Source organism: Paenibacillus chondroitinus NBRC 15376 (genome assembly GCF_004000765.1).
In the GTDB taxonomy this organism is placed as follows: Bacteria; Bacillota; Bacilli; order Paenibacillales; family NBRC-103111; genus Paenibacillus_E; species Paenibacillus_E chondroitinus.
In genome coordinates, this window is the sequence record NZ_BILW01000011.1 from 60,100 (window position 1) to 84,118 (window position 24,019).

23 protein-coding genes are annotated in these 24,019 nt (G+C 45.0%); 16 read left to right on the forward strand and 7 right to left on the reverse strand.

Annotated features, from left to right (window positions below):
- The first annotated feature begins 7 nt into the window (after nt 1–7).
- Together PCH02S_RS14680 and PCH02S_RS14685 are read left to right on the forward strand one after the other, a co-directional pair.
- Nucleotides 8–943, forward strand: coding sequence for a carbohydrate ABC transporter permease (locus tag PCH02S_RS14680; RefSeq protein ID WP_246069083.1), 936 nt, complete (start codon nt 8–10; stop codon nt 941–943).
- Between the two features lie 99 nt (nt 944–1,042).
- Entirely contained in the window at nt 1,043–2,746 is a 1,704-nt protein-coding gene (locus tag PCH02S_RS14685) for an ABC transporter substrate-binding protein (RefSeq protein WP_127454219.1), read from the forward strand.
- A 58-nt stretch (nt 2,747–2,804) separates the two neighbouring features.
- Here PCH02S_RS14685 and PCH02S_RS14690 read toward each other — a convergent pair whose 3' ends face one another.
- Nucleotides 2,805–3,458, reverse strand: a complete 654-nt coding sequence (locus PCH02S_RS14690) for a DUF1796 family putative cysteine peptidase (protein WP_307719934.1) — start codon at nt 3,456–3,458, stop codon at nt 2,805–2,807.
- A 289-nt stretch (nt 3,459–3,747) separates the two neighbouring features.
- On the opposite strand from PCH02S_RS14690, the gene PCH02S_RS14695 reads away from it, so the two are divergent.
- The 8 genes from PCH02S_RS14695 (at nt 3,748) to PCH02S_RS14730 (ending at nt 13,227) form a co-directional block, all read left to right on the forward strand.
- Nucleotides 3,748–4,791 carry a multicopper oxidase domain-containing protein gene (locus tag PCH02S_RS14695; protein WP_127454223.1) on the forward strand — a complete coding sequence of 348 codons (1,044 nt, stop codon included), beginning with the start codon at nt 3,748–3,750 and terminating at the stop codon, nt 4,789–4,791.
- Between the two features lie 19 nt (nt 4,792–4,810).
- Nucleotides 4,811–6,019 carry a ZIP family metal transporter gene (locus PCH02S_RS14700; RefSeq protein ID WP_127454225.1) on the forward strand — a complete coding sequence of 403 codons (1,209 nt, stop codon included), beginning with the start codon at nt 4,811–4,813 and terminating at the stop codon, nt 6,017–6,019.
- Between the two features lie 30 nt (nt 6,020–6,049).
- Nucleotides 6,050–6,229: a twin-arginine translocase TatA/TatE family subunit gene (locus PCH02S_RS14705; RefSeq protein ID WP_127454395.1), complete on the forward strand. Its 180-nt coding sequence runs from the start codon at nt 6,050–6,052 to the stop codon at nt 6,227–6,229.
- A 98-nt stretch (nt 6,230–6,327) separates the two neighbouring features.
- Nucleotides 6,328–6,981, forward strand: coding sequence for a M48 family metallopeptidase (locus PCH02S_RS14710; RefSeq protein WP_127454227.1), 654 nt, complete (start codon nt 6,328–6,330; stop codon nt 6,979–6,981).
- Nucleotides 6,982–7,287: 306 nt separating this feature from the next.
- Nucleotides 7,288–10,329, forward strand: a complete 3,042-nt coding sequence (locus tag PCH02S_RS14715; RefSeq protein WP_127454229.1) for a family 43 glycosylhydrolase — start codon at nt 7,288–7,290, stop codon at nt 10,327–10,329.
- 125 nt (nt 10,330–10,454) lie between these two features.
- Nucleotides 10,455–11,267 (forward strand): aminoglycoside phosphotransferase family protein, encoded by an 813-nt coding sequence (locus PCH02S_RS14720; protein WP_127454231.1) that lies wholly within the window; start codon nt 10,455–10,457, stop codon nt 11,265–11,267.
- A gap of 51 nt (nt 11,268–11,318) precedes the next feature.
- Entirely contained in the window at nt 11,319–12,332 is a 1,014-nt protein-coding gene (locus PCH02S_RS14725) for an alpha/beta hydrolase family protein (protein ID WP_127454233.1), read from the forward strand.
- 130 nt (nt 12,333–12,462) lie between these two features.
- On the forward strand, nt 12,463–13,227 hold the full coding sequence (locus tag PCH02S_RS14730) for a sugar phosphate isomerase/epimerase family protein (RefSeq protein ID WP_164819568.1): 765 nt from the start codon (nt 12,463–12,465) through the stop codon (nt 13,225–13,227).
- A gap of 55 nt (nt 13,228–13,282) precedes the next feature.
- Here PCH02S_RS14730 and PCH02S_RS14735 read toward each other — a convergent pair whose 3' ends face one another.
- Nucleotides 13,283–13,474, reverse strand: a complete 192-nt coding sequence (locus tag PCH02S_RS14735; protein ID WP_127454236.1) for a hypothetical protein — start codon at nt 13,472–13,474, stop codon at nt 13,283–13,285.
- 58 nt (nt 13,475–13,532) lie between these two features.
- Between PCH02S_RS14735 and PCH02S_RS14740 the strand changes: the two genes are divergently transcribed.
- Nucleotides 13,533–14,030, forward strand: coding sequence for a hypothetical protein (locus PCH02S_RS14740; protein WP_127454238.1), 498 nt, complete (start codon nt 13,533–13,535; stop codon nt 14,028–14,030).
- Here the strand turns inward: PCH02S_RS14740 and PCH02S_RS14745 are convergent.
- From PCH02S_RS14745 to PCH02S_RS14760, 4 genes are all read right to left on the reverse strand, one after another.
- The gene (locus tag PCH02S_RS14745; protein ID WP_127454240.1) at nt 14,027–14,497 is read right to left on the reverse strand and encodes a hypothetical protein; all 471 of its coding nucleotides are present in this window, start codon (nt 14,495–14,497) and stop codon (nt 14,027–14,029) included. The two genes, PCH02S_RS14740 and PCH02S_RS14745, sit on opposite strands and share 4 nt — an antisense overlap.
- A gap of 66 nt (nt 14,498–14,563) precedes the next feature.
- The gene (shc, locus tag PCH02S_RS14750; protein ID WP_127454242.1) at nt 14,564–16,447 is read right to left on the reverse strand and encodes a squalene--hopene cyclase; all 1,884 of its coding nucleotides are present in this window, start codon (nt 16,445–16,447) and stop codon (nt 14,564–14,566) included.
- Between the two features lie 173 nt (nt 16,448–16,620).
- Nucleotides 16,621–16,842, reverse strand: coding sequence for a PspC domain-containing protein (locus PCH02S_RS14755; protein ID WP_127454244.1), 222 nt, complete (start codon nt 16,840–16,842; stop codon nt 16,621–16,623).
- Between the two features lie 206 nt (nt 16,843–17,048).
- A complete protein-coding gene (locus PCH02S_RS14760; protein WP_164819569.1) occupies nt 17,049–17,933 on the reverse strand; it encodes a TetR/AcrR family transcriptional regulator in 885 nt (294 codons plus the stop codon).
- A 170-nt stretch (nt 17,934–18,103) separates the two neighbouring features.
- On the opposite strand from PCH02S_RS14760, the gene PCH02S_RS14765 reads away from it, so the two are divergent.
- The 4 genes from PCH02S_RS14765 (at nt 18,104) to PCH02S_RS14780 (ending at nt 21,954) form a co-directional block, all read left to right on the forward strand.
- Entirely contained in the window at nt 18,104–18,832 is a 729-nt protein-coding gene (locus PCH02S_RS14765) for an MBL fold metallo-hydrolase (protein ID WP_127454247.1), read from the forward strand.
- Nucleotides 18,829–19,917, forward strand: coding sequence for an AbrB family transcriptional regulator (locus PCH02S_RS14770; RefSeq protein ID WP_127454249.1), 1,089 nt, complete (start codon nt 18,829–18,831; stop codon nt 19,915–19,917). Before PCH02S_RS14765 ends, PCH02S_RS14770 begins: the two co-directional genes overlap by 4 nt.
- 92 nt (nt 19,918–20,009) lie before the next feature.
- Nucleotides 20,010–20,852 (forward strand): RMD1 family protein, encoded by an 843-nt coding sequence (locus PCH02S_RS14775; protein ID WP_127454251.1) that lies wholly within the window; start codon nt 20,010–20,012, stop codon nt 20,850–20,852.
- A gap of 130 nt (nt 20,853–20,982) precedes the next feature.
- Nucleotides 20,983–21,954, forward strand: a complete 972-nt coding sequence (locus PCH02S_RS14780; protein WP_127454253.1) for an NAD(P)-dependent alcohol dehydrogenase — start codon at nt 20,983–20,985, stop codon at nt 21,952–21,954.
- Here PCH02S_RS14780 and PCH02S_RS14785 read toward each other — a convergent pair.
- On the reverse strand, nt 21,951–23,207 hold the full coding sequence (locus tag PCH02S_RS14785; RefSeq protein WP_127454254.1) for a glycosyl hydrolase family 18 protein: 1,257 nt from the start codon (nt 23,205–23,207) through the stop codon (nt 21,951–21,953). The two genes, PCH02S_RS14780 and PCH02S_RS14785, sit on opposite strands and share 4 nt — an antisense overlap.
- A 170-nt stretch (nt 23,208–23,377) precedes the next feature.
- Here PCH02S_RS14785 and cdaS point away from each other — a divergent pair, with 170 nt between their 5' ends.
- The gene (cdaS, locus tag PCH02S_RS14790) at nt 23,378–24,001 is read left to right on the forward strand and encodes a sporulation-specific diadenylate cyclase CdaS (protein WP_127454256.1); all 624 of its coding nucleotides are present in this window, start codon (nt 23,378–23,380) and stop codon (nt 23,999–24,001) included.
- The last annotated feature ends 18 nt before the right edge of the window (nt 24,002–24,019 follow it).

The window sequence follows — 24,019 nt, forward strand, 5'->3', positions numbered from 1 at the left end:
AAAGAAGATGATGAATCCCGAGCAAGCCTTATCGTTAAAATCACGAAAATCAACGACCCGCATCGTTGAAAGCAGTATAGATCGTGTTTATCTGTTCTTCGTCTATCTGTTTTTGATCATTTGCTTAGTCATCGTAGCGTATCCCTTAATTTATATCGTCAGCTCCTCATTCAGTTCATCATCCGCTGTTATTTCGGGCAAAGTGTGGCTTCTCCCTGTTGAGCCGACACTGCGAGGTTATCAAGCCGTGTTCCAGAACCCGCAAATTTTGAAAGGGTACGGCAACTCTTTGTTCTACCTGGTCGTAGGGACCCTAATTAGCGTATCGTTGACAATTACGGCTGCTTATCCGCTTTCTCGTAAAAACTTTTATGGACGCAATGTGATCACGGCTTTGTTTGTTTTCACGATGCTTTTCAGCGGAGGTTTAATTCCCTATTATTTGACGGTAAAAGGACTGGGGATGCTCGATACGAGATGGGCCATGATTATCCCAGGTGCGATATCCGTCTGGCAGGTTATTCTGGCGAGGACGTTTTTTCAAACATCGATTCCATCCGAGCTAACGGAGGCCGCACATTTGGACGGATGCAGCGACTTCAAATTTTTAACGCGAATCGTGATCCCATTATCTAAACCGATCATTGCCGTTCTAGTGCTCATGTATGCAATTGGCTACTGGAACTCTTATTTTGAAGCCTTAATCTTCTTGAAAACCGCTAACTTATATCCACTGCAGCTTATTTTACGTAACATTCTAATCCTGAACTCCATTGATCCTACAATGATTAAAGACGTCAGGGAACTAGCGGAGAGGCAGGGCTTGAAGGAGCTGCTTAAATATTCACTCATTGTCGTAGCAAGTGCGCCTGTTCTTATTCTTTATCCATTTGTGCAAAAGCATTTTGTGAAGGGTCTACTGATTGGTTCTTTGAAAGGCTGATTCCTGGTGAACGATGAAAGGCGGGATGCGAGGCAGCGGATAGCTCCGGTTTGCCCCCACGAAGATGGATTGGCGAAGACAAACAAGGAGGGTTTGAGTATGGGGATGAAAAAAACCAATAGAACATGGAAATCGATAGCCCTTATTGTATTCATTACTACGTTTGTGGTCGGCTGCACATCAGGAGGCGGTGAGCCGAACAGCGCTACTCCGAATGGAGGCGGAAGTTCAGATGGAGGAAGCAACGTGAATGTTACGGGCTTTCCGATCGCCAAAAGCAAAATCAACATGAGTGCTTTTGCGCCGCAATCGGCGAATATTGCTGATTTGAATACAAACTGGTTTACCAAATATTTGGAAGATAAGACGAATATTCATTTGAACTGGCAGCTTGTACCTGGCGAAGCAGCGGCCTTGAAAGAGAAAAAACAGTTACTGCTGGCAAGTGGCGACTATCCTGATATTTTCATGTCAGGGGATCTGACGAAGGAAGAGCAGCTGTTATACGGTCAACAAGGCGTTTTGCTGCCGCTTAATAAGCTGATCGATCAATATGCGCCAAATATTAAAAAGGCATTCAAAGATATTTCTTATCTGGAAAAAGCAATTACAGCGCCGGATGGCAATATTTACGCGATTCCTTCGGTTAATGAGTGCTATCACTGCCAATTCTCCGCCAAAATGTGGGTGAACTCGAAGTGGCTGCAGAAGCTTGGGCTGAGTGCGCCGAAAACGACGGACGATTTCTACAACATGTTGAAAGCTTTCAAGGAGAAAGATCCGAATGGCAACGGCAAAGCCGATGAAATTGCATTCACCGGTTCGCCAACGGGCTGGCATACGGATATTGAAACCTTCGTCATGAACGCATTCGTTTATTTTAATGCTGATAATAACTATTTCGTGTTAAATGGCGGCAAGCTGGGAACGTCTGTTGACCAACCAGGCTTCAAAAAAGGATTGCAGTATTTGAATAAACTGTATTCGGAAGGCTTGATTGATAAGGAGGCATTTACGCAGAAATCGGATGCGCTTTCACAAAAAGGGAACAGCCCAGACACAGCCATAGCGGGTGCGATTCCGGCAGGTTGGTTCGGTGAATTCACCGATGCATCGCCGGCGGCGACTCGCCACAAGGACTATGATCCGATTGCTCCGCTAACGGGTCCGGATGGAGCCTCGTTCACCGCGCACTATATCGGGATTGGGAATTCCGTATTTGCCATTACGAACAAAAACAAAAATCCGGAAGCAGCCATTCGTTTGGCGGATTATCTCTATTCGGATGAAGGCACGACGTTGTCCAACTTCGGAGAGGAAAATCGCAACTGGGTAAAAGCGGATGCGAGCCATAAAAACACGCGCGGAACTGCCGCTAAGTTCAAGGTGAAAGAAACTTCGTACGGCGTAGGACAGGTACAGAACGACCACTGGAATCAAATGGGGCCGAACCTTCGTTCAGCCGAATATCGTGAAACATCTTATGCAGTGAGCCAGGACATCTATACGATGGATGGGTTGGAAGCACGACTGTACAAAGCTACGAAAGAATTGTATGAAGGGCACCAGCCGAAGGAAGAGTTCCCGACGGATATTTTCTTGACGAATGAACAAGCAAATCAAGTTAAGCAATTAAAGCCTATTATTACCGATTATGTGAAGCAATCCATGCTGCAGTTCATTATGGGTGCCAAAAGCATCGATAAGGATTGGGACGCCTACTTGAAAGGCCTCAAAGATTCCGGTATGGATCAATTCATCTCCATTTATCAAGACGCGTACAATAAGGTGTATAAAAAATAACGCCGAATAGCAGGAGGGTTGGCTGAATAACGCCGATCACTCCTGCTTTTCTCTTTTCCTAGTTGATCTTTACCCCTTGGAAGACATAATCCCATGTTGCATTCCGATTAGGGTCAGAAGGAACCTCCACCGCACATACTCTTTCAATACCCCAATCCAATAATGTCACCGCATTGGTGCTCTCAGCTGGACAGAGGATCAGGACGCTAAACGGACCATCTACCAATTCGGATAAAACTGATTGTAACTTGGCAGCCTGGTCATAATTAGCGGCCCATCTCACAAATAACATGCTTCGGCTAGTTTGCATCTTATCCATCAATCTGTCTATTCGGCGACTCATTTTCTCCCGATAGGAAGGGTATGTCATCGTCCAGTGTTGGTTTGGGTCTATGGGAAAATCATGTACGGAAAGAATATTGTAATAAGTGTCTTTTACAAAATGCGACTTTACAGATTGAATGGGGACTCCGTCATCTAATAAATGAGCAACCCCGTCTATTAATTTCATATTGTTCAAATCCATGAAGTTATGGAATTTATTCTTCAACAAGCGGTTTACATCAGAAAGTGAAAGAGACACATGCCAATCCAGCGGACCTGAAACCGTTCTCAACTGGTGACGTTTTAATTGAAGCGAAGGATTGCAAGCACTGCCTAAACTAACAATTGCGTCATAGGAACCTTTTATTTCAACCAATTTCAATGCCATTCCCTCCTCTGGGGTGCTCCTATTATACTAGATGATCTATGGATTAAATTTGATTGGACACCTTAGTAGATAGGGCAATATAGAGCCGCACAGATTGCAGTGGCGATATAAATATATTTTTTTCTTAACAAAAAAATGGTTTACAAAAACCAGGTTAACGCATATATTTAAGTCAAAGTGTTTCCTTGGGCAAACTTTTTGTCCTAATGGAAACAAAATTTTTGCGCAAAATGTTTCCTTAATGCAAAATAATTGTAAACAAGCAATATTAATGGGGGAGGGTTTAACGATGCTGCGTGATTCGAATGATAAGATCTCAAGACGCAAACTTTTGAAGATGGGAGGTGCCGGGGCTTTTGCCGTTATTGGAGCTGCTTTATTACATCCATCCACTTTATTCGGAAAGTCGACCTTAGTGGCGGATAAACATGACATTCATAAGGCGATGAAAGGTCAGCTGCATGAAGGCATGAAGCATGGCTATGTGCCAAGTAATGATGCAACCGAAGGATTTAAAGCCGCACAGAAGGCATTGACAGCATTTGATTATGGCAAGGTAAGTAAACTTCCGGATGGAAGAACATTGCGTGAGTATGAAATTACTGCCTATGAGAATGAAGTTCAGATCGCCAAGGGCATTAAGTTCCCGGGATGGACATTTAACGGCACAATTCCTGGTCCGACCATTCGTTGTACCGAAGGCGATGTGCTTCGTATACACTTTGGCAATGCAACGAGCCATCCGCATTCCATCCACTTTCATGGGATGCACCCGACAAATATGGATGGCTTGGAAGCTGTCAATGCCGGAGATACGTTTACTTACGAATTTGAAGCTAAACCAGCCGGCATGCATGTTTATCATTGCCATGTTGCTCCATTAGCCAGACATATTCATAAAGGACTATATGGGAATTTCATCATTGATCCCAAAAAACCAAGAGCTTCAGCGCGAGAATTCAGTATGGTCATGAACGGGTTTGATTTGGATCTTGATGGAGAAAACGAAATTTACACGGTAAACGGGTATGCTTTTGCCTATCAACAAGAACCAATTAAAGTGCAGGTCGGAGAACTTGTACGCATTTATCTCAGTAATTTGACGGAATTCGATCTGATCAATTCTTTTCACCTTCATGCGAACTTTTTCAACTATTATGCAACCGGCGCGGACCCTGAGGCTCGTCCTCAATTTACGGATACGATCATGCAGTGCCAAGGGGAACGCGGTATTCTGGAAATCGTGTTTCCATCCGCCGGGAAATATATGTTTCATGCCCATCAAAGTGAATTTGCGGAGCTTGGTTGGATGGGCTTCTTCATAGCCGAATAAGAAAGGAGGTAAATGCTCAATGAATTATGCAGATCAAAGGGAAACCAAGACGTCATCCCTTCCATTAAAAGCTATCTTATGGGGAATTCTCCCGCTCATTTTGTTAATTGCCATCATCGGTACGATTGCCAAGGTAGGTACTGGTATAGAAAGTGAGCCTGCTGCACCTATTGAAGTTGTGAACGTTGAGAAAATCACGCTGAATGATGACGGCATTCAAGTGAAGGTTCTGAACTCCGGCCCTGAGGAAATAACAATTGCTCAAGTCGTTGTTGACGGAGCGTTCTGGAACGCAGAGTTTTCACCAAGCGACACCTTGCAACGATTCGAGAGAGGAACGATTCTTATTCCCTACCCGTGGGTGCAAGGGGATCCCCATGAAATCAAATTAATCACGTCGAATGGATTAATTTTCACAGGTGAGGTTGCAGCAGCAGCAGCTACACTAACTCCGACAGGAAAGCTTTTTGCTCAATATGCCTTAATTGGATTTTATGTTGGAGTCATTCCTGTGGGGTTAGGTCTGCTATGGTATCCCTTCTTACGGCGGTTTTCGGTGAAAGGCATGCATGTGATTCTTTCCTTGACGATCGGACTTTTATTTTTTCTTGTCATTGATACGTTCGAGGAAGGGTTTGAAATGGCGGCTGAAGCTCCTGGTGTGTTCCAAGGTACTGGATTAGTATGGTTTGGCGCACTGCTCAGCTGTTTATTCTTGATCGCTGTCGATCAGTCGAATGACCGCAAATTAAGCAGCAGAACGCTTGAGGGAAGCAGAGTGTCCCGGAAAATCGCTACAGGCATCGGTTTGCATAATTTCGGTGAAGGCCTGGCCATTGGATCCGCATTTGCTGTCGGAGAGGCAGCGCTGGGAACTTTCTTGATCATTGGTTTTACCCTGCACAATATTACAGAAGGCGTGGGGATCGCTGCTCCATTGCTTAAAGAGCGTCCTAGCTGGAAGACTTTTGTTACATTAGCGTTAATCGCAGGTGGGCCAGCTATCATTGGAACTTGGGCAGGTGGATTCATTTTCAACGATACTTTGGCGGCTTTATTCTTCGGAATCGGCGCTGGCGCTATTCTTCAAGTCATTTATGTCATTTCCAAAATGATCCTCAAAGAATCCGAAAAGCGCAGTTTGTCGCCTGTTTCCTGGTTGAATTTTGGCGGGTTATCGGCAGGAATTCTCATTATGTACATCACAGCGCTTATGGTGAAATTTTAATAAATGCAGGTGAGAAGGTAGGTGCTTTTCATGCTTTCAGGGATTGGTGTTTCAGGTGTTATCATCATTGCAGTAGTGGCGTTATTGTTATTCGGACCTACGAAATTGCCTCAATTGGGGCGTGCGTTCGGCACGACAATTAAGGAGTTTAGACAAGGAACGAAAGGATTATTGGAAGAAGACACCGTTAAAAAACAAAAAAGCGAGTGAACAGGAAGGCCAGTCCCTAAAAGTGGGATTGGTCTTTTTTTCATGAGAAAGGTAAAATGAGGAGGTATCGCAGTGAAAGTAAAGGACCGATGACTAGGATGAAAATGGAGTTAGAAAATAGGACGATTGAATTTCATGTTTCATATGGCGTTAGAAAGAAAATATCCATTCAAATCGATAACACAGGCTATATGACTGTTAAAGCTCCTAACGATACAAACCAGGAGACGATAATAAGCCTTGTAAAACAGCATGGAAAACAAATCGTAGAGAAATTAAGGCTTATTGAGAAATCGAAAGAAACCGTTGGAATAAAAGAGTATCAAGAGGAAGGAAAGTTCCTTCATCTTGGAAAATATTATTTTCTCCATGAATTGATCGAGACCACTGGGCTTACTGAGGAAGAGTTGAAAATAAATCTTAAAAAGTTCTATTTCTCAAGCTGCAAGAAAATCATTGCTGAGCGCATCAAGATCTATCAGACACAATTAAAGGTTAAACCGAAGGAGATTGAAATCGAAGAGTCTACAACCAAATGGGGAAGCTGCAGCTCATCTAAAAAATTAACCTTCAATTATCGTTTAGCTATGGCGCCAATCGACGTGATTGATTATGTCATCATCCATGAGTTATGTCATCTCACCCATATGAATCATGATCGCTCCTTCTGGAGACGAGTAGGAAGCATAATGCCCGATTACAAGGAGAAGGAAGAGTTCCTGGCCAAGTATGGACTAGCTATGACACTTTAAAAAGATTAACGGAAATGAACTGTCGTCCGGACAAAATCGGCGTCAGTTTTTTTGTTTTTGTGCACGAGTTTAGCTCCGTATTATCCGCTTACGTAAAAAGGAAAGATAATTGTAAAAAAGCGCGGGATATTACAAATCTATATTTTTGAAAATATGTTAAGTTAAAAACACGCAGCAAGATAGGGAAAGGAGGTTACGCGGTGTGTCACTAGGTAACGAGGCTGCTGGCTTTGTTTCTTGCATGAACTCGGAACGTTAGCAGAATATCCACGGAGTAGAAACGAATATGAGAATAGGAGATTACCGATGAAAAAAGTAATAGGGATACTTATGGCTTTTATCTTATTTGCATGTACGATCAATATGCCTATGAATGCTCGTGCTGCAGATCCAATTTCGGATGGACATGGATTGATGGGGGATTTCTTTAAATGTGTGCCGAATCCTGATAATCGAACAGATATCACCGTATTCAAATTCGATGATCTGCGTGGATCACGTGCTATTGGCAATCTGAATGGGGATTCATTTAGCAGTATTTTTAATCAATTTTCTGGAACACCTGATTATAATACGGCACGTTTTACAGGAACAATAGTTCCTGCCTACACAGAAGATTATACCTTCCATATGGTTGGTGATGATGGGTTTCGCCTATGGGTTAATGGGCAGCTGATCATTGACTTCTGGCAGCAAACTTGGGAGAAACCGCAAGATAGTGTTCCTATCTCTTTGGAGGCTGGCAAACACTATGACATCAAAGTTGAATATTTACAAGGTTGGGGCGGTACTTGGCTCAAGATGGAATGGGAGAGTGCAAGTCAGCAGCGACAAATCGTTCCTGAATCAGCCCTTTACTTGCCGGCAGATCGCACGTTGGTAACGAAAAAAAGCGAGTTGTCCGCAGAAATTCAAAAGTTGGATTATTTAGCTGACAATTTTGGAGATAAAGTAACCGCAAGTGATCGAACCAATCTCCAAACGGCTAAACAAACGGCTGAAGAGCTGCTGAATACGATTGATGGCGCTCAAATGGATGACCGAGCTAAAGTGGAAGCGCTAATTCAAGGAATTGAAAACGTATCCATCGCTCGTTCCGCCTTTATGAAAGAGATGGGTGTCACAAGTTCTTCTATACATAACAAATTTAGCAATCCGCTCTATCAAGGGCAGGACCCATTTGTAACTTACAAAGACGGCTATTATTACTTCGTTTCTTCCAGTAACCTGGACTCTGAGAACAAAGTGTATGTATCCAAGTCTCGCACCCTGACAGACCAAGGGGAAAAGAAGCTGGTTTTTGATTCACAAGGCACACAAACGCGGATTTTTGCTCCGGAAATTTTCTTCTTTGACGGCAAATGGTATATCTACTACTGTGCCGACTTGAAAGCCTATGATTACAAGCACATGGCGACAGTTCTGCAATCCGTTACGGACGATCCGCAAGGGGCTTATGTTGACAAAGGTGCTCTATATGCGGGTGAACATGGTGTCTATAAGCAAGCGAACGATTTTACGGTTTTTGAAAATAAAGGAAAGCTTTATGCCGTATGGGGCACTTTGGGCTCCGGAGAACCAATCGGTCCGGCCATTGCTCCAATGGATAATCCTTATACCATTAGCGTTGACCGGTCATTCTTGCCTGGCGGAGGCGGGGAAGGTCCTCGTGTCTTACAACGGGACGGCAAAGTATTCATCACGATGTCCGAGGGTGACTATCAATCAGATGGTTACCGGTTATCTTATTTTATGAATACGGATGGGAACTTCTTGAACCCGAGCTCTTGGACGCGCAAAAATGATGTTTTCGTATCGACAAGTGATGTTTCAGGACCAGCTCGAGCAAGTTTTGTGAAATCCGTAGATGGTACGGAAGATTGGATGATGTATCACTCACGGGTGTATCAAGATACAGGGCGAAACTGGTGGCGTCAGGTTAATATTAAAAAATTCGGTTGGAATGCCGATGGTACGCCAAACTTTGGTACGCCTGTTGCTCCGAATGAGTGGCAGGAACTGCCTTCAGGCGATCTGGGTCAAGGAGATATGTATCAAGCCGAAGATGCTGTTCTATTAGGGGATATCACGAAAGAAAACAGCCATTTGAACTTCCAAGGAACAGGTTACATTCATTTACCGAAGAAATCAGGCGCTGAAGCGAATTTTGTTGTTAATGCAGCTGAAGCTGGGGATTATATCGTTGGTTTAAGATATGCCTATGGGGAACAAGTAAACGGGGAATCGACTTCGAATCCTACCGTTCAATTGCCTGCAAGAGCAAAAATCAATGTCTATGTCAACGGAGCACATGTGAAAACGATTGCTCCGGACAAAACAGCGATTAGCTGGGATGAATGGTTTACGGGTTCTGAACGTTTGGCTTTACAGGCGGGTAAAAATGTAATTAGCTACCGAATTGATGAAAGCAGTATCGGGAATGTCAATTTGGATTATGTAACGATGTATAAGGCTGATGTGCCTAATGTGACCGAGCCAACTGAACCGACTGAATTAACAGGAACGCTGACAGGTGTGTCTCAAGTTGCAGTCGGCAATAACCTTGATGTGAACTATGGACTGGCGCATGTTTCGACGAACGCGTCAGATGCCATCTTCGCACAGGATTTAACGTTCAGCTATGATGCGGATACCTTCCTTTTTGATTCAGCACTAGCACTGAAAACTGGTCTTGAAGTCGTTTCAGTGAATAAGGATGTGCCTGGCAAAGTACGTATTTTGCTGGCAAGCCTAGGCACTAATCATGCCGTTTCCACGGATGGCGGACTGCTTAAATTAACATGGAAAGCTCTTAAACAGTCGGCTAATGCAAGTATTCGGCTTTCTTCCCTGCAAATTGCTAACTCAGCGGGTGTAGAGAGTACACTTAACGCTGTTACGTATAACGTAAAGGTCACTGGCACGGCTGATCTGAACAAAGAAGCGTTGAATACATTAATTGCGCAAGCGCAAACAACTCTACAAGCGGCTGTTGAAGGTAGTGCACCAGGTCAATACCCAACTGGCTCCAAAGCCACTTTGCAAGCAGCGATCAATACAGCGATTGCGGTTGCCGCAAACGCAGTTACGCAGGCGGAAATCGATCAAGCAACAAGCAGCTTGAATCAAGCTTTGCAAGCATTTACGAGCTCCGTAAATACCAGCCCTTCAGGAGACGTCAATGGGGATGGCAAAGTAACGGTCGGTGATATCGCAATTGCCGCTGCAAACTATGGCAAAACAGAGTCAAGCCCAGATTGGAATTTGGTCAAGAATTTTGATTTAGTCAAAGACGGCATCATTGATATTAAGGATCTTGCGGTAATCGCTAGGGCTATGTTCGAATAAAGGTGAAGCAAGACCGTCAGGGGAGCCTGACGGTCTTTTTTTGGTTTGACGAACTTTTTTATATCGATTCAAGTGTTGATCCTATGTTAAAATAAGGAAACAAGTCAAAAAGAGAGGAACAATGGATGAAACGAATAGCTGAGGGAAGAACAGCCGAGATTTTCCAAGAACATCATGAAAGCGTAATCAAGCTATACCGCAGCGGATTTCCAAAAGACGCAATTATCTATGAATATGAGATAACGAAACAAGTTGCATCGCTTGGTATTTCTGTACCGATGGTTCATGAGCTAGTTGAGATGGAGGGAAGAATCGGCATTAATTTTGAATACATTGAAGGCAAGCCGCTCCTTCAGAAAATGGCAGAGCATCCGCAAGAACTGGATGATTTTGCAGAAATACTAGCTGAGATGCATGTCACACTTCATCGTTGTGAAGTCCCTGCCGATGAGAGGGGCAAGCCTTTTCGTAAACAAAAGGAAATGCTTGCGCATAACATTCATCAAGCTCCCCAGCTTTCAACGGATGAAAAGCATGCAATCCTTCAAATCCTTGAAGCCCTGCCAAACGGCAACCGTGTCTGTCATGGCGATTTTCATCCGGATAACGCGATGGTCGGGGAGAAGAGGTGGATCATTGATTGGATGACGGGCATGGTTGGCCATCCTGCCGGGGACATTGCCCGCACATTGATTTTGTTCCGTTACGGTACACTTCCAGAAGCTGCTCCGAGCCATGTGAAGGATCAACTTCAAGCCATGAGAGAGAGGATGGGGCATGTGTATTTCAATTATTATCTTGCCCATTCCAATCTACAGATGGATGAGATCGATCAATGGATGTTGCCAGTTGCTGCAGCCAGATTAACTGAGTGGATTCCCGAAGAGGAGAAAGATCAGCTGAGGTCTGTGATCAGAGAACGTTTGAAGCTGAAATAAAAAGCAGTCCATCGGTGTTAATTTTAAATCGAAAACGAGGTGCTGACTGTCATGTGGAATCCGGATCACTATTTTAAAGATCTGTACGATCGTGTAACGCCATCCGAAAAATTTCAAGCGAGCTCACAAGAGGAATGGCTTAACTGGAATGAACGGTTACGTTCGCGTTTTGTTGAGTTACTTGGTGGATTTCCACCGAAGATTCCCGAACTTGGACCCGAGCTTTTGGAGTCTGTGGATTGCGGCACGTATACGAGAGAAAGAATTCAAATTCAGACGTATCCTGACCTCTACATGCCTGTTTATGTACTTATTCCGAAAGAACGCAAAGAGCGAGCGGGAGCCATTATCGCCTGTCATGGCCACGGATATGGCAGCAAGGATATTGTAGGTCTAACGATAGATGGCGAGGAAAAAACAGGTGACAAGGGCTATCAGAAAGATTTCGCCGTAGAACTTGTCAAGAAAGGCTATATCGTTGTTGCACCAGAACTTTTAGGCTTTGGTGATCGTAAGTTGAGCGCTGAGAAGCAGGATGCAAACTCTTGTCACAGTCTATCTACATCGCTTTTGGCGATGGGCCAAACGATGGCTGGTTATCGAGTGTTTGAAACTTTGCGCTGCGTAGATTATCTACTTACACGTGAAGATGTAGATGCCGCGAGGATTGGGTGCATGGGGATTTCCGGAGGCGGACTTGTCTGCTCATTTGCTGCGGCTATTGATCATCGCATAACGGCAGCTGTCGTAAGCGGATATACGAACACTTTTCAAGCTAGCATACTATCCATTCATCACTGTATAGACAACTATGTGCCGGGTCTGTCACTAGCTGCTGAAATGCCGGATCTGATTGGCTTGATTGCCCCTAGACCTCTTCTCATTGAATCAGGGAAAGGCGATCCTATTTTTCCTGTACACGCGACCATGCAGGCCTATGAGCAGATTCGAAGCATTTATCAGATTTTAGAGGCAGAAGAAAAATTGGCTTTAGATCTTTTTGAGGGCACTCATGAGATTTCAGGGAAAGTGGCTTACGATTGGTTTCAACGAGTTTGGGCTTGAGTTTTCCGGGAATCTGAAAGAGAAGATTAGCAACTTTTTCCACTCCATAGCGTCTTAAATAACATGGAATTGTATGCGCTATCATTAGTTCTTTTTTCATTAAAATTGAACATAAGAAGGATGGATGACTATGTATACCTTTGGTTGGTGCAGTGAGATTCAGCAGGCTGAGAAATTAAAGGATTTGGGTTTTGATTACATAGAATGTGCGCTAGTTTCTTTAAATTTGGAAAATGAAACGGAATATGCGGCAAGATTGCCGTTATTTATGAATAGCCCGCTCCCAGTCAGCGCATTTAATATTTTTTTCCCTGGCGATTTAAAAGTTGTTGGGCCTGAGGTTGATGAGGAGCGTCTCCAGCGTTATATACATAAAGCAGCCAATGCGTTAAATCAAATCGGAGCCAAAACGGTCGTTCTGGGAAGCGGGAGATCACGTAATATTCCCGACGGATGGGAACAGAACCGCTCAGAGGAGCAGTTCACGCAGCTGTTGTCCCGTATCGGTGAAGAATTTGCCGGGACTGGCGTAACGTTGGTGATTGAACCTTTAAATAAAAAGGAGACGAACCTCATAAACAGTGTCTCCGAAGCTGTTCGCTTCGCGAAACAAGTTAATCACCCGTCTGTTCGGGTTTTGGCAGATTTTTACCATATGGATGAAGAGAAAGAGTCGCTACAAACGCTTATCGACAACCAAGCTTGGCTGCAGCATATTCATTTAGCGGATACGGGTCGATTTTCACCAGGGACAGGTCAGTACCCCTACGAGCAGTTCGTTTCAGCGCTGAAGGCTTCGGGCTATGAGGGGATGATTTCGGCGGAGTGTACAGTCCGAGATCCGGAAACAGATCAACGTAACAGTTTAGCTTTTATGAAACGAGTATTTGCTTAGTAATAAGCTGTAGTTATAGATAAACGATAGCGTTCACTCTGTTATGAGGTGAACGCTATTGTTCCTTGTTGATTTGCGAAGCAGCTATCCATCTTTTGCCTATAAGCCATATCTTTAATCCGGTGCCCCAAAGAATCAGAGCGGAGCCAAAACCAACGACGAGCCACCAGGTAATGACGGGATGCCCGCCAAGGGCTGCACGTTCAGGTACAAATAGAAGGGTAGCAATCGCAAGTAGGTGTCTCATACGCGCCAACTTCCTTTCCGCATCATGTTAGTTGATTTTAACTGAAGGAGGAGAGAAAATGAATTTATTTTTTCGTGATAATTTTTTTAATGCAGGTTTTACGGAGATTTTGGACAGCGAGGAAAAAAACATGGGGCATCTGGATTTAAAGAGTTCCTTTGGTTCGGCCATCGATGTATATGGCGTCAATGATCGACTTCTTTACAAAGGAGGATTTCCGTTCTTGTCAGGAAAATGGGAGGTTTCGCATCCGGGTGGGAGCTTGGCCGGTGTTCTGCGAAGCCGTTTTGCGATGTTTTCCAAAAAGTTTACGTATGAAACGCAAGGGAGAGGCAGTTATGACATCACCTCCCCGGCATTTTCAAAAGAATATGAAATATCCGATTCCTCAGGCGTGCTTGTCGCTCATTTTGAGAAAATAAACGGATGGTTTTCTTCAGGAGCATTTACACTGCGAAACCAATCTGCAGAATTGGATAGTTACGAACTTGTGGCTGTCATTATGGGCATGCATGCGATTCAAAAAAGGCAGGACGCCAGCCATGCTTCCCATTAAGGAGCGGCCAATCTTTCTATTTTAATAAAGTGTATCTGCAAAGATCCGAAAAATACTCTTCCTTGATTGTATTGAAGTTCACATATGTACCCATAAGTTCGAGAGATCGATTGCAGTTCTTTGAAACCTGGGAGCCTTTTAACTAAAGTTGTAATTTGTTGAATGACGTGATTTGGCAGGTGCGTGAACATCCTTGTATGGATGCCGTCGACGACGGATATAAAACTGGGAAATGTGGTTTTGTTGAAGTGCGAAAGTTTCGCGCTATCCTGGGCAATTTCCAATATTTCTTTGTTCAAGCGATTTAAATTAATGGTGATGTTCTTGTAAAAATAAATGCCAAAACCGATTCTGTTCGTTATAGGGTTGATGCGTTTTTTCCACTTTAACACCGTTGCTTCGAGATAAGTCTCCAGCTGATCAGCAAATGACCGCTTATGAAATAGGGATTTGATAAATTTCCTCATGATTATTCTCCTTCGTATAGCAAAGTTGCCTTGGATTTGACGTAAGCGTCGCGTGTATTGTTCATTTTACAAATGCTCAAATTTCTTCTTGTAGTTACTCAAGGTGAATAGGGGCCAAATATATCGATAACTGTGATAGTTGGAATAAAAGGTGCCGGGCAGTCCTGCTCCGGTTGGATACCGCGTCGTCCAGTCATCCTTGTGCAGCAGCAGGAGCAATTGCTGCATCCCCTTGCGGATGGCAGGCAGAGGTTCATCGCATACCGCGATAAGCGCATCAAGCGCCCAAGCGGTTTGGGAAGGCGTGCTGGCGCCGAGCGGTATGTAGTGTTTGGAGCTATCGCTGCTGCAGGATTCGCCCCAGCCGCCGTCTTCGTTTTGGATGCTTAGCAGCCAATCGACGGCTTTTCGCACTGCAGGGTGATAGGGTTTCGTTCGAACAGCCATCAGCCCTGTCAAAGCAGCCCATGTGCCATAGATGTAGCAAACTCCCCAACGGCCGTACCACGAACCATCTGCCTCTTGATTCGAGAACAACCAATCCGCACCTCTTTGCACAAAGGTTTGACGGATGTCCAGACCTGCTGTTGCGCCTAGGAATTCCAATGTTCTTCCGGTAAGATCCGCCGTAGACGGATCAATTGCAGCAGCGGAAGCGCCGTCGACCGGGACAAGCGTCAGCAGCTTGTTGGTAACCCCTCTTTCGAAAGCGGGCCAGCCGCCATCTTTATTCTGCATGGACAGAACCCAGTTCAACCCGCGGTTCCATACGTCTTGGTATTCAGGATTCTGCTGCACGGTTGCATGTATGGCCCGCAGAGCTGCTGTGGTATCATCCACGTCGGGGTTAATCGTATTCGATTCGGAGAAACCCCAACCGCCGGCTACTGGATGAGCGACATGAAATCTCCAATCTCCTAGTTTGGATTGCTGCAAACCGTGCAAATAATGGACTGCTTTTGCGATCGAAGGATGATCGGGTGAAGTTCCCGCTTGCTGCAGCGCCGCGGCAAGCAGGGCTGTATCCCAGACTGTCGACGGTGAGTTTTGGAGATGTACCTTTCCGTTTATGTTCCACAGCATCGAGTAGAGTCCGTTCAGCGCCGCGGTAATCGTAGGGTGATTCTTGTCATAGCCCAGCGCTAACAAGGACAAGATCATCAGCAGCGTACACGTCGCGTAGCTGTATAGCGTTCCATCTGCTTCAATACGTTCAAGCATATAGGTTTTAGCATATCGAATAGCTCGTTTATGCAGCTGTTGGGGAAGACTGGTTAGCTGCTTAATACCGGTATGCACTTCATTCAGCAGCTCCTGGAATCCTCGGGGTGACTCTTGCTCTTTGCGAACGGGCAGAGTCAGGTCTGATAAGTCCGGAGTGGCCGCGTTTTTTCTGACAAATTTGAGGTCGGCCATGATCAAGACCGGTGCAAAGTGAACGCGGGCAAAGCCGGAGAAGTCAAAAAAGTTGACGGGAGAGGTCAACGGCAGCAACAGAAATTCCAGCGGAATCATGATCGAGGATGGCCATGGATATTGTCCTGCGGTTGCCAGGAATACCTTCGTAAGAAAGGTTTTCACTTGCTTAATTCCGCCTTTGGAAGTGATGAACCGTGCAGCTTTCATCATCGGTTCGTCTGTTTTTTGGCTATAGCCCGAATACAAAAGCGCAAAATAGGCATTTACGGTCGTATCCAAATGGCCATCCGCTTCATCCTGATAGACTTTCCATGCGCCATTGGGTTCTTGTTCGGCAGCGATGCGATCATGCAATTGTTTGATGAGCGCTTCTTGAGGAACTTCCAGTGTCCGAAGGACGATAATCATGTAAGCGTCGGTTAACAGACTATTTTCAAAGCAAAATCGCCAAGAACCGTCTTGATGCTGCCATTGTTCGAGGCTGGCCCTCATGCGGCGAATTTCCTCATTCACTTCATTCCGTACAGGCATATGCAGTCCTCCTGCCGCTTCGAGTCAAGATTAGATGGATCTTTACATGATATGAACAACACATCATTTTAATCTAAAAAATCCAATACGCATCTATGGCGGTATCGCTACCTCGGTGATCGTAAAACAAGAAAAAACGCCAGTTTTCACTGACGTTTTACTTCTCTAGCCCATTAACTTTGATACGGAGGTGTAAAATCGTAATGATTTTGCGGCGCTTTAGGGACAAGCAGGCAGCCGATCATATAGATTAGGACTACGGTACCGAAGCTGCACAAAGCGGCGATGATGACCAACAAGCGAATCATCGTTGCATTTATACCTAGCCATTCTGCTAGTCCTCCGCAAAGGCCTGTTAATTTGCTGTCTGTTCTAGAACGGAATAATTTGTTCATGGTATGGCTCCTCTCCATTTTGCGATCTATGGCATGTCATTGTTTCGTTTTCATGTCTTTATTGTAGCTCTTGCAAGGTACTGCGAAAACGGACCTATGACGGTTATTGAAGCCGGACTTGAGGCGGGGAAGAGCCACTACAAAAGCCAAGAACCCCGCAATTAAGTTCGTAATCGCGGGGTTCTTTTATGGATAGGCTGTGCATCTTAAGATAGGAGGTAGTTAAGCTGGCGAAGATGGGGCTGTAGTTCCGGAACGACATCAAGATAAGAGGTAAACACTTTGATGAGTGTTGAATTGGGAGTTTGGCGGACGCATTCCTCTTGTAGCATGACCGCAACCTTGCGAAGCTCCTCGCGCACATCATCCGGCTTTGACAGCTCGCCGATCTTGAAAGTCATTAGCGAAATCAACTGCTCAATCGTCGTCTGACGGGCGGGAGAATCACTCGGATTCAAATAGTTGAAATGTGTGTTGCTTTCATCAATGATGGGCTTCGGTGCTGTCCGAATGAAGTCGTCGATTAAGGCATCCAAGCGATCGACGATGAACGCAGCTAACTCGGACATTGGTAAGGCAATCACTTTCTGCTGAACATAAGCTAAGTATTCAATATGAATGCCGCGGAAAATGGCAACAATATCCCATATGTAGGGCTCAATCTGATTGCCGTATGTCTCGATTAGCAGTTCGCGGCGCCAGGTGTGCAGCGCGTTTTTCTTCCGTTTCCATGCCGCGATGAATTGTTCATTGGTTGTAATGGGCAGTTCCCTGAAGTCAATCATGAACAGGTGATTCTCAACCGTATATTGCAACTGGAATTCGATTTTTCGCCGCAGCTTTTCTTTGGGAGTCAGGCTCAGCCTTTCAGCGCCACGATCAAGTGCTGCTGCTTGATCTAGCAATGTCTGGTGACATGCGACGAAAGCGGCAGTAAACAGCTCTTCTTTGGTCGCAAAAAATTTATAGATGCTGGCTTTGGCCATACCGCAAGCCTCGGCGATATCCTGCATGGATGCGGCGCTGTAACCTTTCGATCGGAACAGCTCGATGGCTGTATTCAAAATTTTATCTTTTTTCGTGTCTACCATCGCGATCCCTCCATCCCTATCTTGACATGAGTCAAGGGGAACGTCAATGTTTCTCATTGACGATAAAACTATCGAGTTCTATAATGAACTCATTGGTTTTATACTTGAATAAAAGGAGGTGGCCGATATCTTGCCCTAAGCTGGATAGAGGTTAAGGTATCGGTAATCACATGAGAATAGCTGAAGGCATTGAAATGTTGTCATTAAATTTGGGACCTATGACGATTCATCCGACAATCCTTTTTGACAAAGAGTCCTGGGTGTTAATCGATACGGGCATGCCGGGTTCGGCCCCTGCGATTCGGGAGTTAGCAAAGCAAGCAGGGGTGTTGAATGTCCCGCTTCGCTCCATTATTTTGACACATCAGGACATCGATCATGTTGGCGGACTGCCTGAGTTTCTCGCGGCTGAAGACGAATCTCCCATCGTCTATGCCCATGAAGACGACAAAGACGTCATTAACGGGGCGAAACCGATGATCAAAGTGAGCCCGGAGAGGCTGGCTGCGCTCCTGGCTCAGCTGCCGGAAGTGACTCGCAACCAATTCGAGCAGACTTTTCTGTATCCGTCGCACCCCAACGTGGAGAGCACGATCGCAGATGGAGAGACGCTGCCGATTGCAGGCGGCTTAACCGTCATTCATACGCCGGGACATACGCCCGGGCATGTCTGTTTGTACCACCACGCAAGCAAGACGCTAATTGCCGGAGATGCCATGGTCGTCGAAAATGGCGAATTAAAGGGGCCGCGGGCAGCCGTTACACCGGATATGGAAGAAGCACTAAGATCGCTTAAGAAGCTGCTTGCCTTCGATATCGAGACCGTTATCTGTTATCATGGCGGGAACTTCCAAGGTGAAGTGAATAAACGTATCGCTGAATTGACTGAGCAGCCGTGATTCGTTTCGTCATCACACTTGCTTTGTCGCTTGTAGGGGGGACCCTTTTCACGTTCATTCATTCTCCCTTACCTTGGCTCTTGGGTCCGATGCTGTTTGCGTTTTTGGGAGCTCGTTTGTTGAAAAAGGTGAAGCCGCTATGGCCTAGTTATTTACGTGATGCGGCACTGATTATTATTGGTTATTCCATTGGATTAACATTCACGGTGAACACGTTGCAAGAAATGGGAAAACAACTGCCCAGCATGATTCTAATGACCGTTTTACTGCTGCTTTTCAGCGCATTAATCGCCTACTGCATTTCCAAGGTATCTGGTTTGCCGCTGCCAACGGTGTTGATGGGGAGTATTCCCGGCGGGTTGTCGCAGATGATCATCCTTGCGGAAGATACGGAAGGCATTGATCTTACGGTAATGACGTTTCTCCAAGTTTCTCGGTTGATGATCATTATTTTCTGCGTACCGCTCCTTATCTTTAGTCCATTGTTTGGCGGTGAACGGTCGGCGATAGAGCAGATAGCGGGAGTAAGTGCGCGTTGGAGTGATCTTTTCCCTAATATTTTCTTGTTCGCTATTGTTTGTGTGATATGTGCCGTGCTGGCGAAAAAGATTCGTTTTCCATCGGCTTTTTTGCTGGGGCCAATGATTGCCACAGCCGTGCTTCATCTGTCCGGTGTGTCAGGGCCAGTTCTGCCGTCTGGTCTTCTAGACGTATCGCAACTATTGATAGGCACGTACGTTGGTTTACTCCTTCGTCCAGAGAGTTTAACGCATAAAGTACGAATCATTGGGCTCTCGATCGTAAGCGGCTGCGTTCTCATCCTGGGCTCGTTAGGTTTAAGCCTTATGCTTTCAAACATGCATAACGTTTCAGGAGCCACTGCCTTTTTGGCTATGGCGCCTGGAGGTATGGATCAAATGGGGATCATGGCCAAAGAGGTTCATGCGGACATTGCGATTGTCACGTGCTATCAAATATTCCGAACCTGGTTCATTTACTTTGCGGTTCCGCCGCTTCTAAGGCTTGCCTTTAAATATTTGCTGCCAAGGGAAAAAGTAGGGAATGAGCCTGTCCCCAGAAGCTGAAAAGTGGAAAATACAGGATCGGCAGAGGATTGAAGCCATCTTATTCTGTCAAGACTAGTTAGCATAACTTTTTTAGCAGATGAGTGGTGAACATGAAAGATATTACTTTCAGAGCTCTGGCGGTCACGAATGAAATTGATTTAAACAAAATCGCAATTCATTGTCATATTCCAAAAAAATACACGTGGGAGCAGCCGTTAATTCTGAGGGGGGATATTTTATCCTCAATCCTTCAAAAAGAAACGGATTCCTTACAGCAGGTGCTGGTGTTTTCGTTTGGAAGTATTGTATTTGTGAATCACAAAAACAAGGATGAAATTACAGCTTTCTTAAAATTTATCCAAACCTTTGAGCCTGATCTGGAGCTCCAGCATGTGGATAGATATATGGACGATTACAGTCTGCATATCGAGGAAATCGAGAGCATGGAGTTGACAGACAAGTATGTCATTGTTGCCGAATATCAGTTCTTTTACCCTGAACTCATCTCTACAGTTCTTGCCAAATCCGTAGCGTTGGAGAAGATTGAGGAACAACTTGGCGATATTCATGATGGACTTGAAGGAATGATCGATCGATTAGAGAAAGGGAAGCTTCGCGTGGGCAACAAAGAATTGGCGAGAACCACAGCCAAAATCGTAAGGCATGAGTACAATACCCTTGCCTACATCATGATTTTGGATAAACCTGATCTAACTTGGACGAATAGCACGGCCAGTGAATTTTATGACGGGATGATGGATTTCTTTGAACTGAATGATCGCTATAAAATTTTGAAAAGCAAAACGGACATTTTGTATCACATCCTTGAGGGGTTTTCAAATATCAGCCATTCTATTCGAGGGTTGTTCGTTGAGTGGATTGTCGTGATTCTAATTGTTATAGAAGTCGCGTTAACGGTTTTACAAATTGTAGGCTGGCTTCCTTCCCATTAGGAGAATGGAGTATCAAAAGATTGAGGGAAACTTCCTTCAAGCTTTTTATTTTTTTAGATCCAATGTGGCATAAAGCGGCCCGAAAAATGATAACATCAAGCATTATAGGGTTATCATTGGAGGTATGTGAATGAAGGCAATGGTCTACACGAAATATGGAGCCAAGGATGTTCTTAACCTTGTTGAGATAGAAAAACCAACACCCAAAGTCAATGAAGTCCTGGTTCGCGTTCATGCCGCATCCGTCAATTCGTGGGATTGGGATCTTTTGCGAGGAAAACCCTATTTGGCGCGCCTTGGGGGGATGCTAAAGCCAAAATATAGCATTCTCGGAGCTGACATTGCAGGGATCGTTGAAGCGGTGGGACGAGAAGTCAAACAGTTTCAGCCTGGCGATGAGGTGTTCGGGGACATCTCTGGCAGTGGTTGGGGCGGATTTGCGGAGTATGTGTCTGTTCGTGAAGCCGTTTTGTCACCCAAACCACCTCATCTGACTTTCGAGCAAGCTGCTGCTCTCCCGCAAGCGGGAGTCCTTGCTTTACAAGGCCTCCGTGATAAAGGAATGATTCAGCCAAACCAGAAGGTTCTCGTCAATGGTGCCGGTGGGGGAGTGGGGACGATCGCCGTACCGTTTGCCAAATCTGTCGGTGCGGTAGTGGCGGCTGTCGATCGCCGCGAAAAGTTGGATATGCTTACATCGATTGGGGCAGACGAGGTTATCGATTACACAACGAAAGATTTTACCAAAAACGGACAGCAGTATGACTTAATTCTTGATGTAGTAGGAAATCGATCAATATTCGATTACAAACGCGCACTAAGTCCATTAGGTTCTTATGTGATGGTAGGAGGTTCTATGGCTCGTATTTTCCAAGTTATGTGTTTAGGGCCATGGATTTCAATGACGGAGAAGAAGAAAATGGGCATCTTGATCCACAAGCCAAATCAACATGATCAAAAGGAATTGGGTAGGCTTGTTGGGACTGGAGTCGTTACACCCATTATTGATAAATACTATCCATTAAGTGAGGTTGGTGAAGCTATTCAGTATTTGGGAGAAGGCCATGCCAAAGGGAAAGTGATGATTCGCATCTTGGACTAAATGACTCTTCTGTTCCTGAAAAAGTGCATGATTAGATAGGCGGATTGGGGAAAATTCAAGCCTAGCTGCCACGCACCAATACCAAGCAGCTGATAGTCGATGACCAGTTGACATTTCGCTGCCCGGGCCCTCGCATCCTCAAACCAGACGATATGTCTGCGTCCTTGCTCATCCCAATAACCAAAATACGGCTGTTGATGCTGCTCGGAGTATTGAATATTCACTTCATATTTAATTGCGGTATCTGTTGCTGATTTTACGGAAACCGCTTTGGCCGTTAGCGGGACATTCCCCTCCATAGTCCAATCGAAACCATACCGCGGGACACCAAGAATGATTTTATGACGGGGCATGTGTTGAAGTGCATAATCAACCGTTTTTCTTATTTCATCGATCGGGCCGACGGGTCCAGGACCTGAATGTGCTTCATGGAAATCATAGGCCATTATAAACACGAAGTTGACAGCGCTAGCAATTCCGCCGTAATCATATCCCGGATGGTCAAGTTCGGACCTTTTTACAGGTACCGCAACTGACGTATAATAACCGTCAGGTTGTAACTTTTCTTTCAATGCTCTCAAGAAACCGGAGTACAAGTCCCGTTCATCTGGCCGAATTCGCTCGAAATCCACATTGACACCGGCAAAATTTTTCGTTTCCAGTAAGGAATAGATGTTATTGATTAAACGGTTTCGAAGTTCCGGAGACTGCAGCAATTGTTTCGTTATGTCGGAACTGAACCCTCCTGGCGTTAAATTTGTTACTGTAGCAAGAGGAGCTACAAGGTGAGAACGTGCGGCCTTGACTGCGACCTCATCGAGGGGGAGATCACTCAAACTGCCGTCAGGCGTAATATGATATTCAAAAACACCATAGTAGGTATTCAAGTTTGCGAAGTTTTGAACGGTTTTCTGAATCTGATCCGGCGTACTAGGCAAAATATAGCTTAGCCCTTCCTCCAAGTATTTAGGTCGATCCGGCAACGTTAGCTTCATACCGACAGTTAAGTTATCGCTTTGGAGACCGTTAGCGGTTCTTAACAGCTGTAAGGGAATATAGCTGATGCTCGCGATATAGGAAAGTGTGTCACCCGGTTGAACGATGTAGCTCGATGTTGAGATGATAAGCGCTTGACCTGGTACGAGGTCAGACTCAATTAAACCATTTACGGAGCGTATTGTTTCAAGTGAGACTTGAAATTTTCTCGAGATTGCATATAAAGAATCGCCTGATTTGACCGTATAAATAAACAAAGGGATCAGCCCCCTGACCGAGAAATGGCAATCTAATTTAATAATAGTTATTCCGTCTTCGGCATGTTTAAGAACAAGGGCCAGCCATTCAAAATGGTCCAATCCTTAGTTGATGATCTTTTCAAAACTGGGAATGCTAATAAGCAATACGGTATCCAGAGGTGTATGAGTTGAATCAGATCCGATGCGATGAATCCCCAATGAAAGAACAGCTCAAACTACATATCCAAGAAATTTCTGATGCGCTGCATCGTAGCTTACAAATCATAGATAATGAGAATCACTGCATGTTAAGCGATTTAGAGGCGATTCAAGAAAGGTTCAGGAGAGTTGAATCGATTGCCGCTTCCTTTTACATGCAATGTTATTTGTCAGCTTTCTCCATCCAATATTCCGATTTGACCATTGCCGTTGATCACTTGTCGAAACGCCGCCATGGTGCATTGATAGTCATACAACGCAACGATCCTATAGAGGAACATCTTCATAATGGCATTCCAGTTGGTGCCAAAGTATCGTATTCCTTGCTGGAATCAATCTTCTACCCTGGGAATCCCTTGCATGATGGCGCAGTGTTCATTAGTTACGATCAAATCGTTTCAGCAGCGAATGTCCTTCCTTTATCAGCCACGATTGTAGAAAATAAAAAGTTAGGTACGCGGCATCGGGCGGCAATTGGCATTACGGAACGAACAGATGCTTTGGCTCTGGTTGTATCGGAAGAAACCGGCCAAACTTCATTCGCCTATAAGGGCCAACTCCATCCGATCATCATGTCGGATATTATTGTATAGATCCCATAGGATAATAGA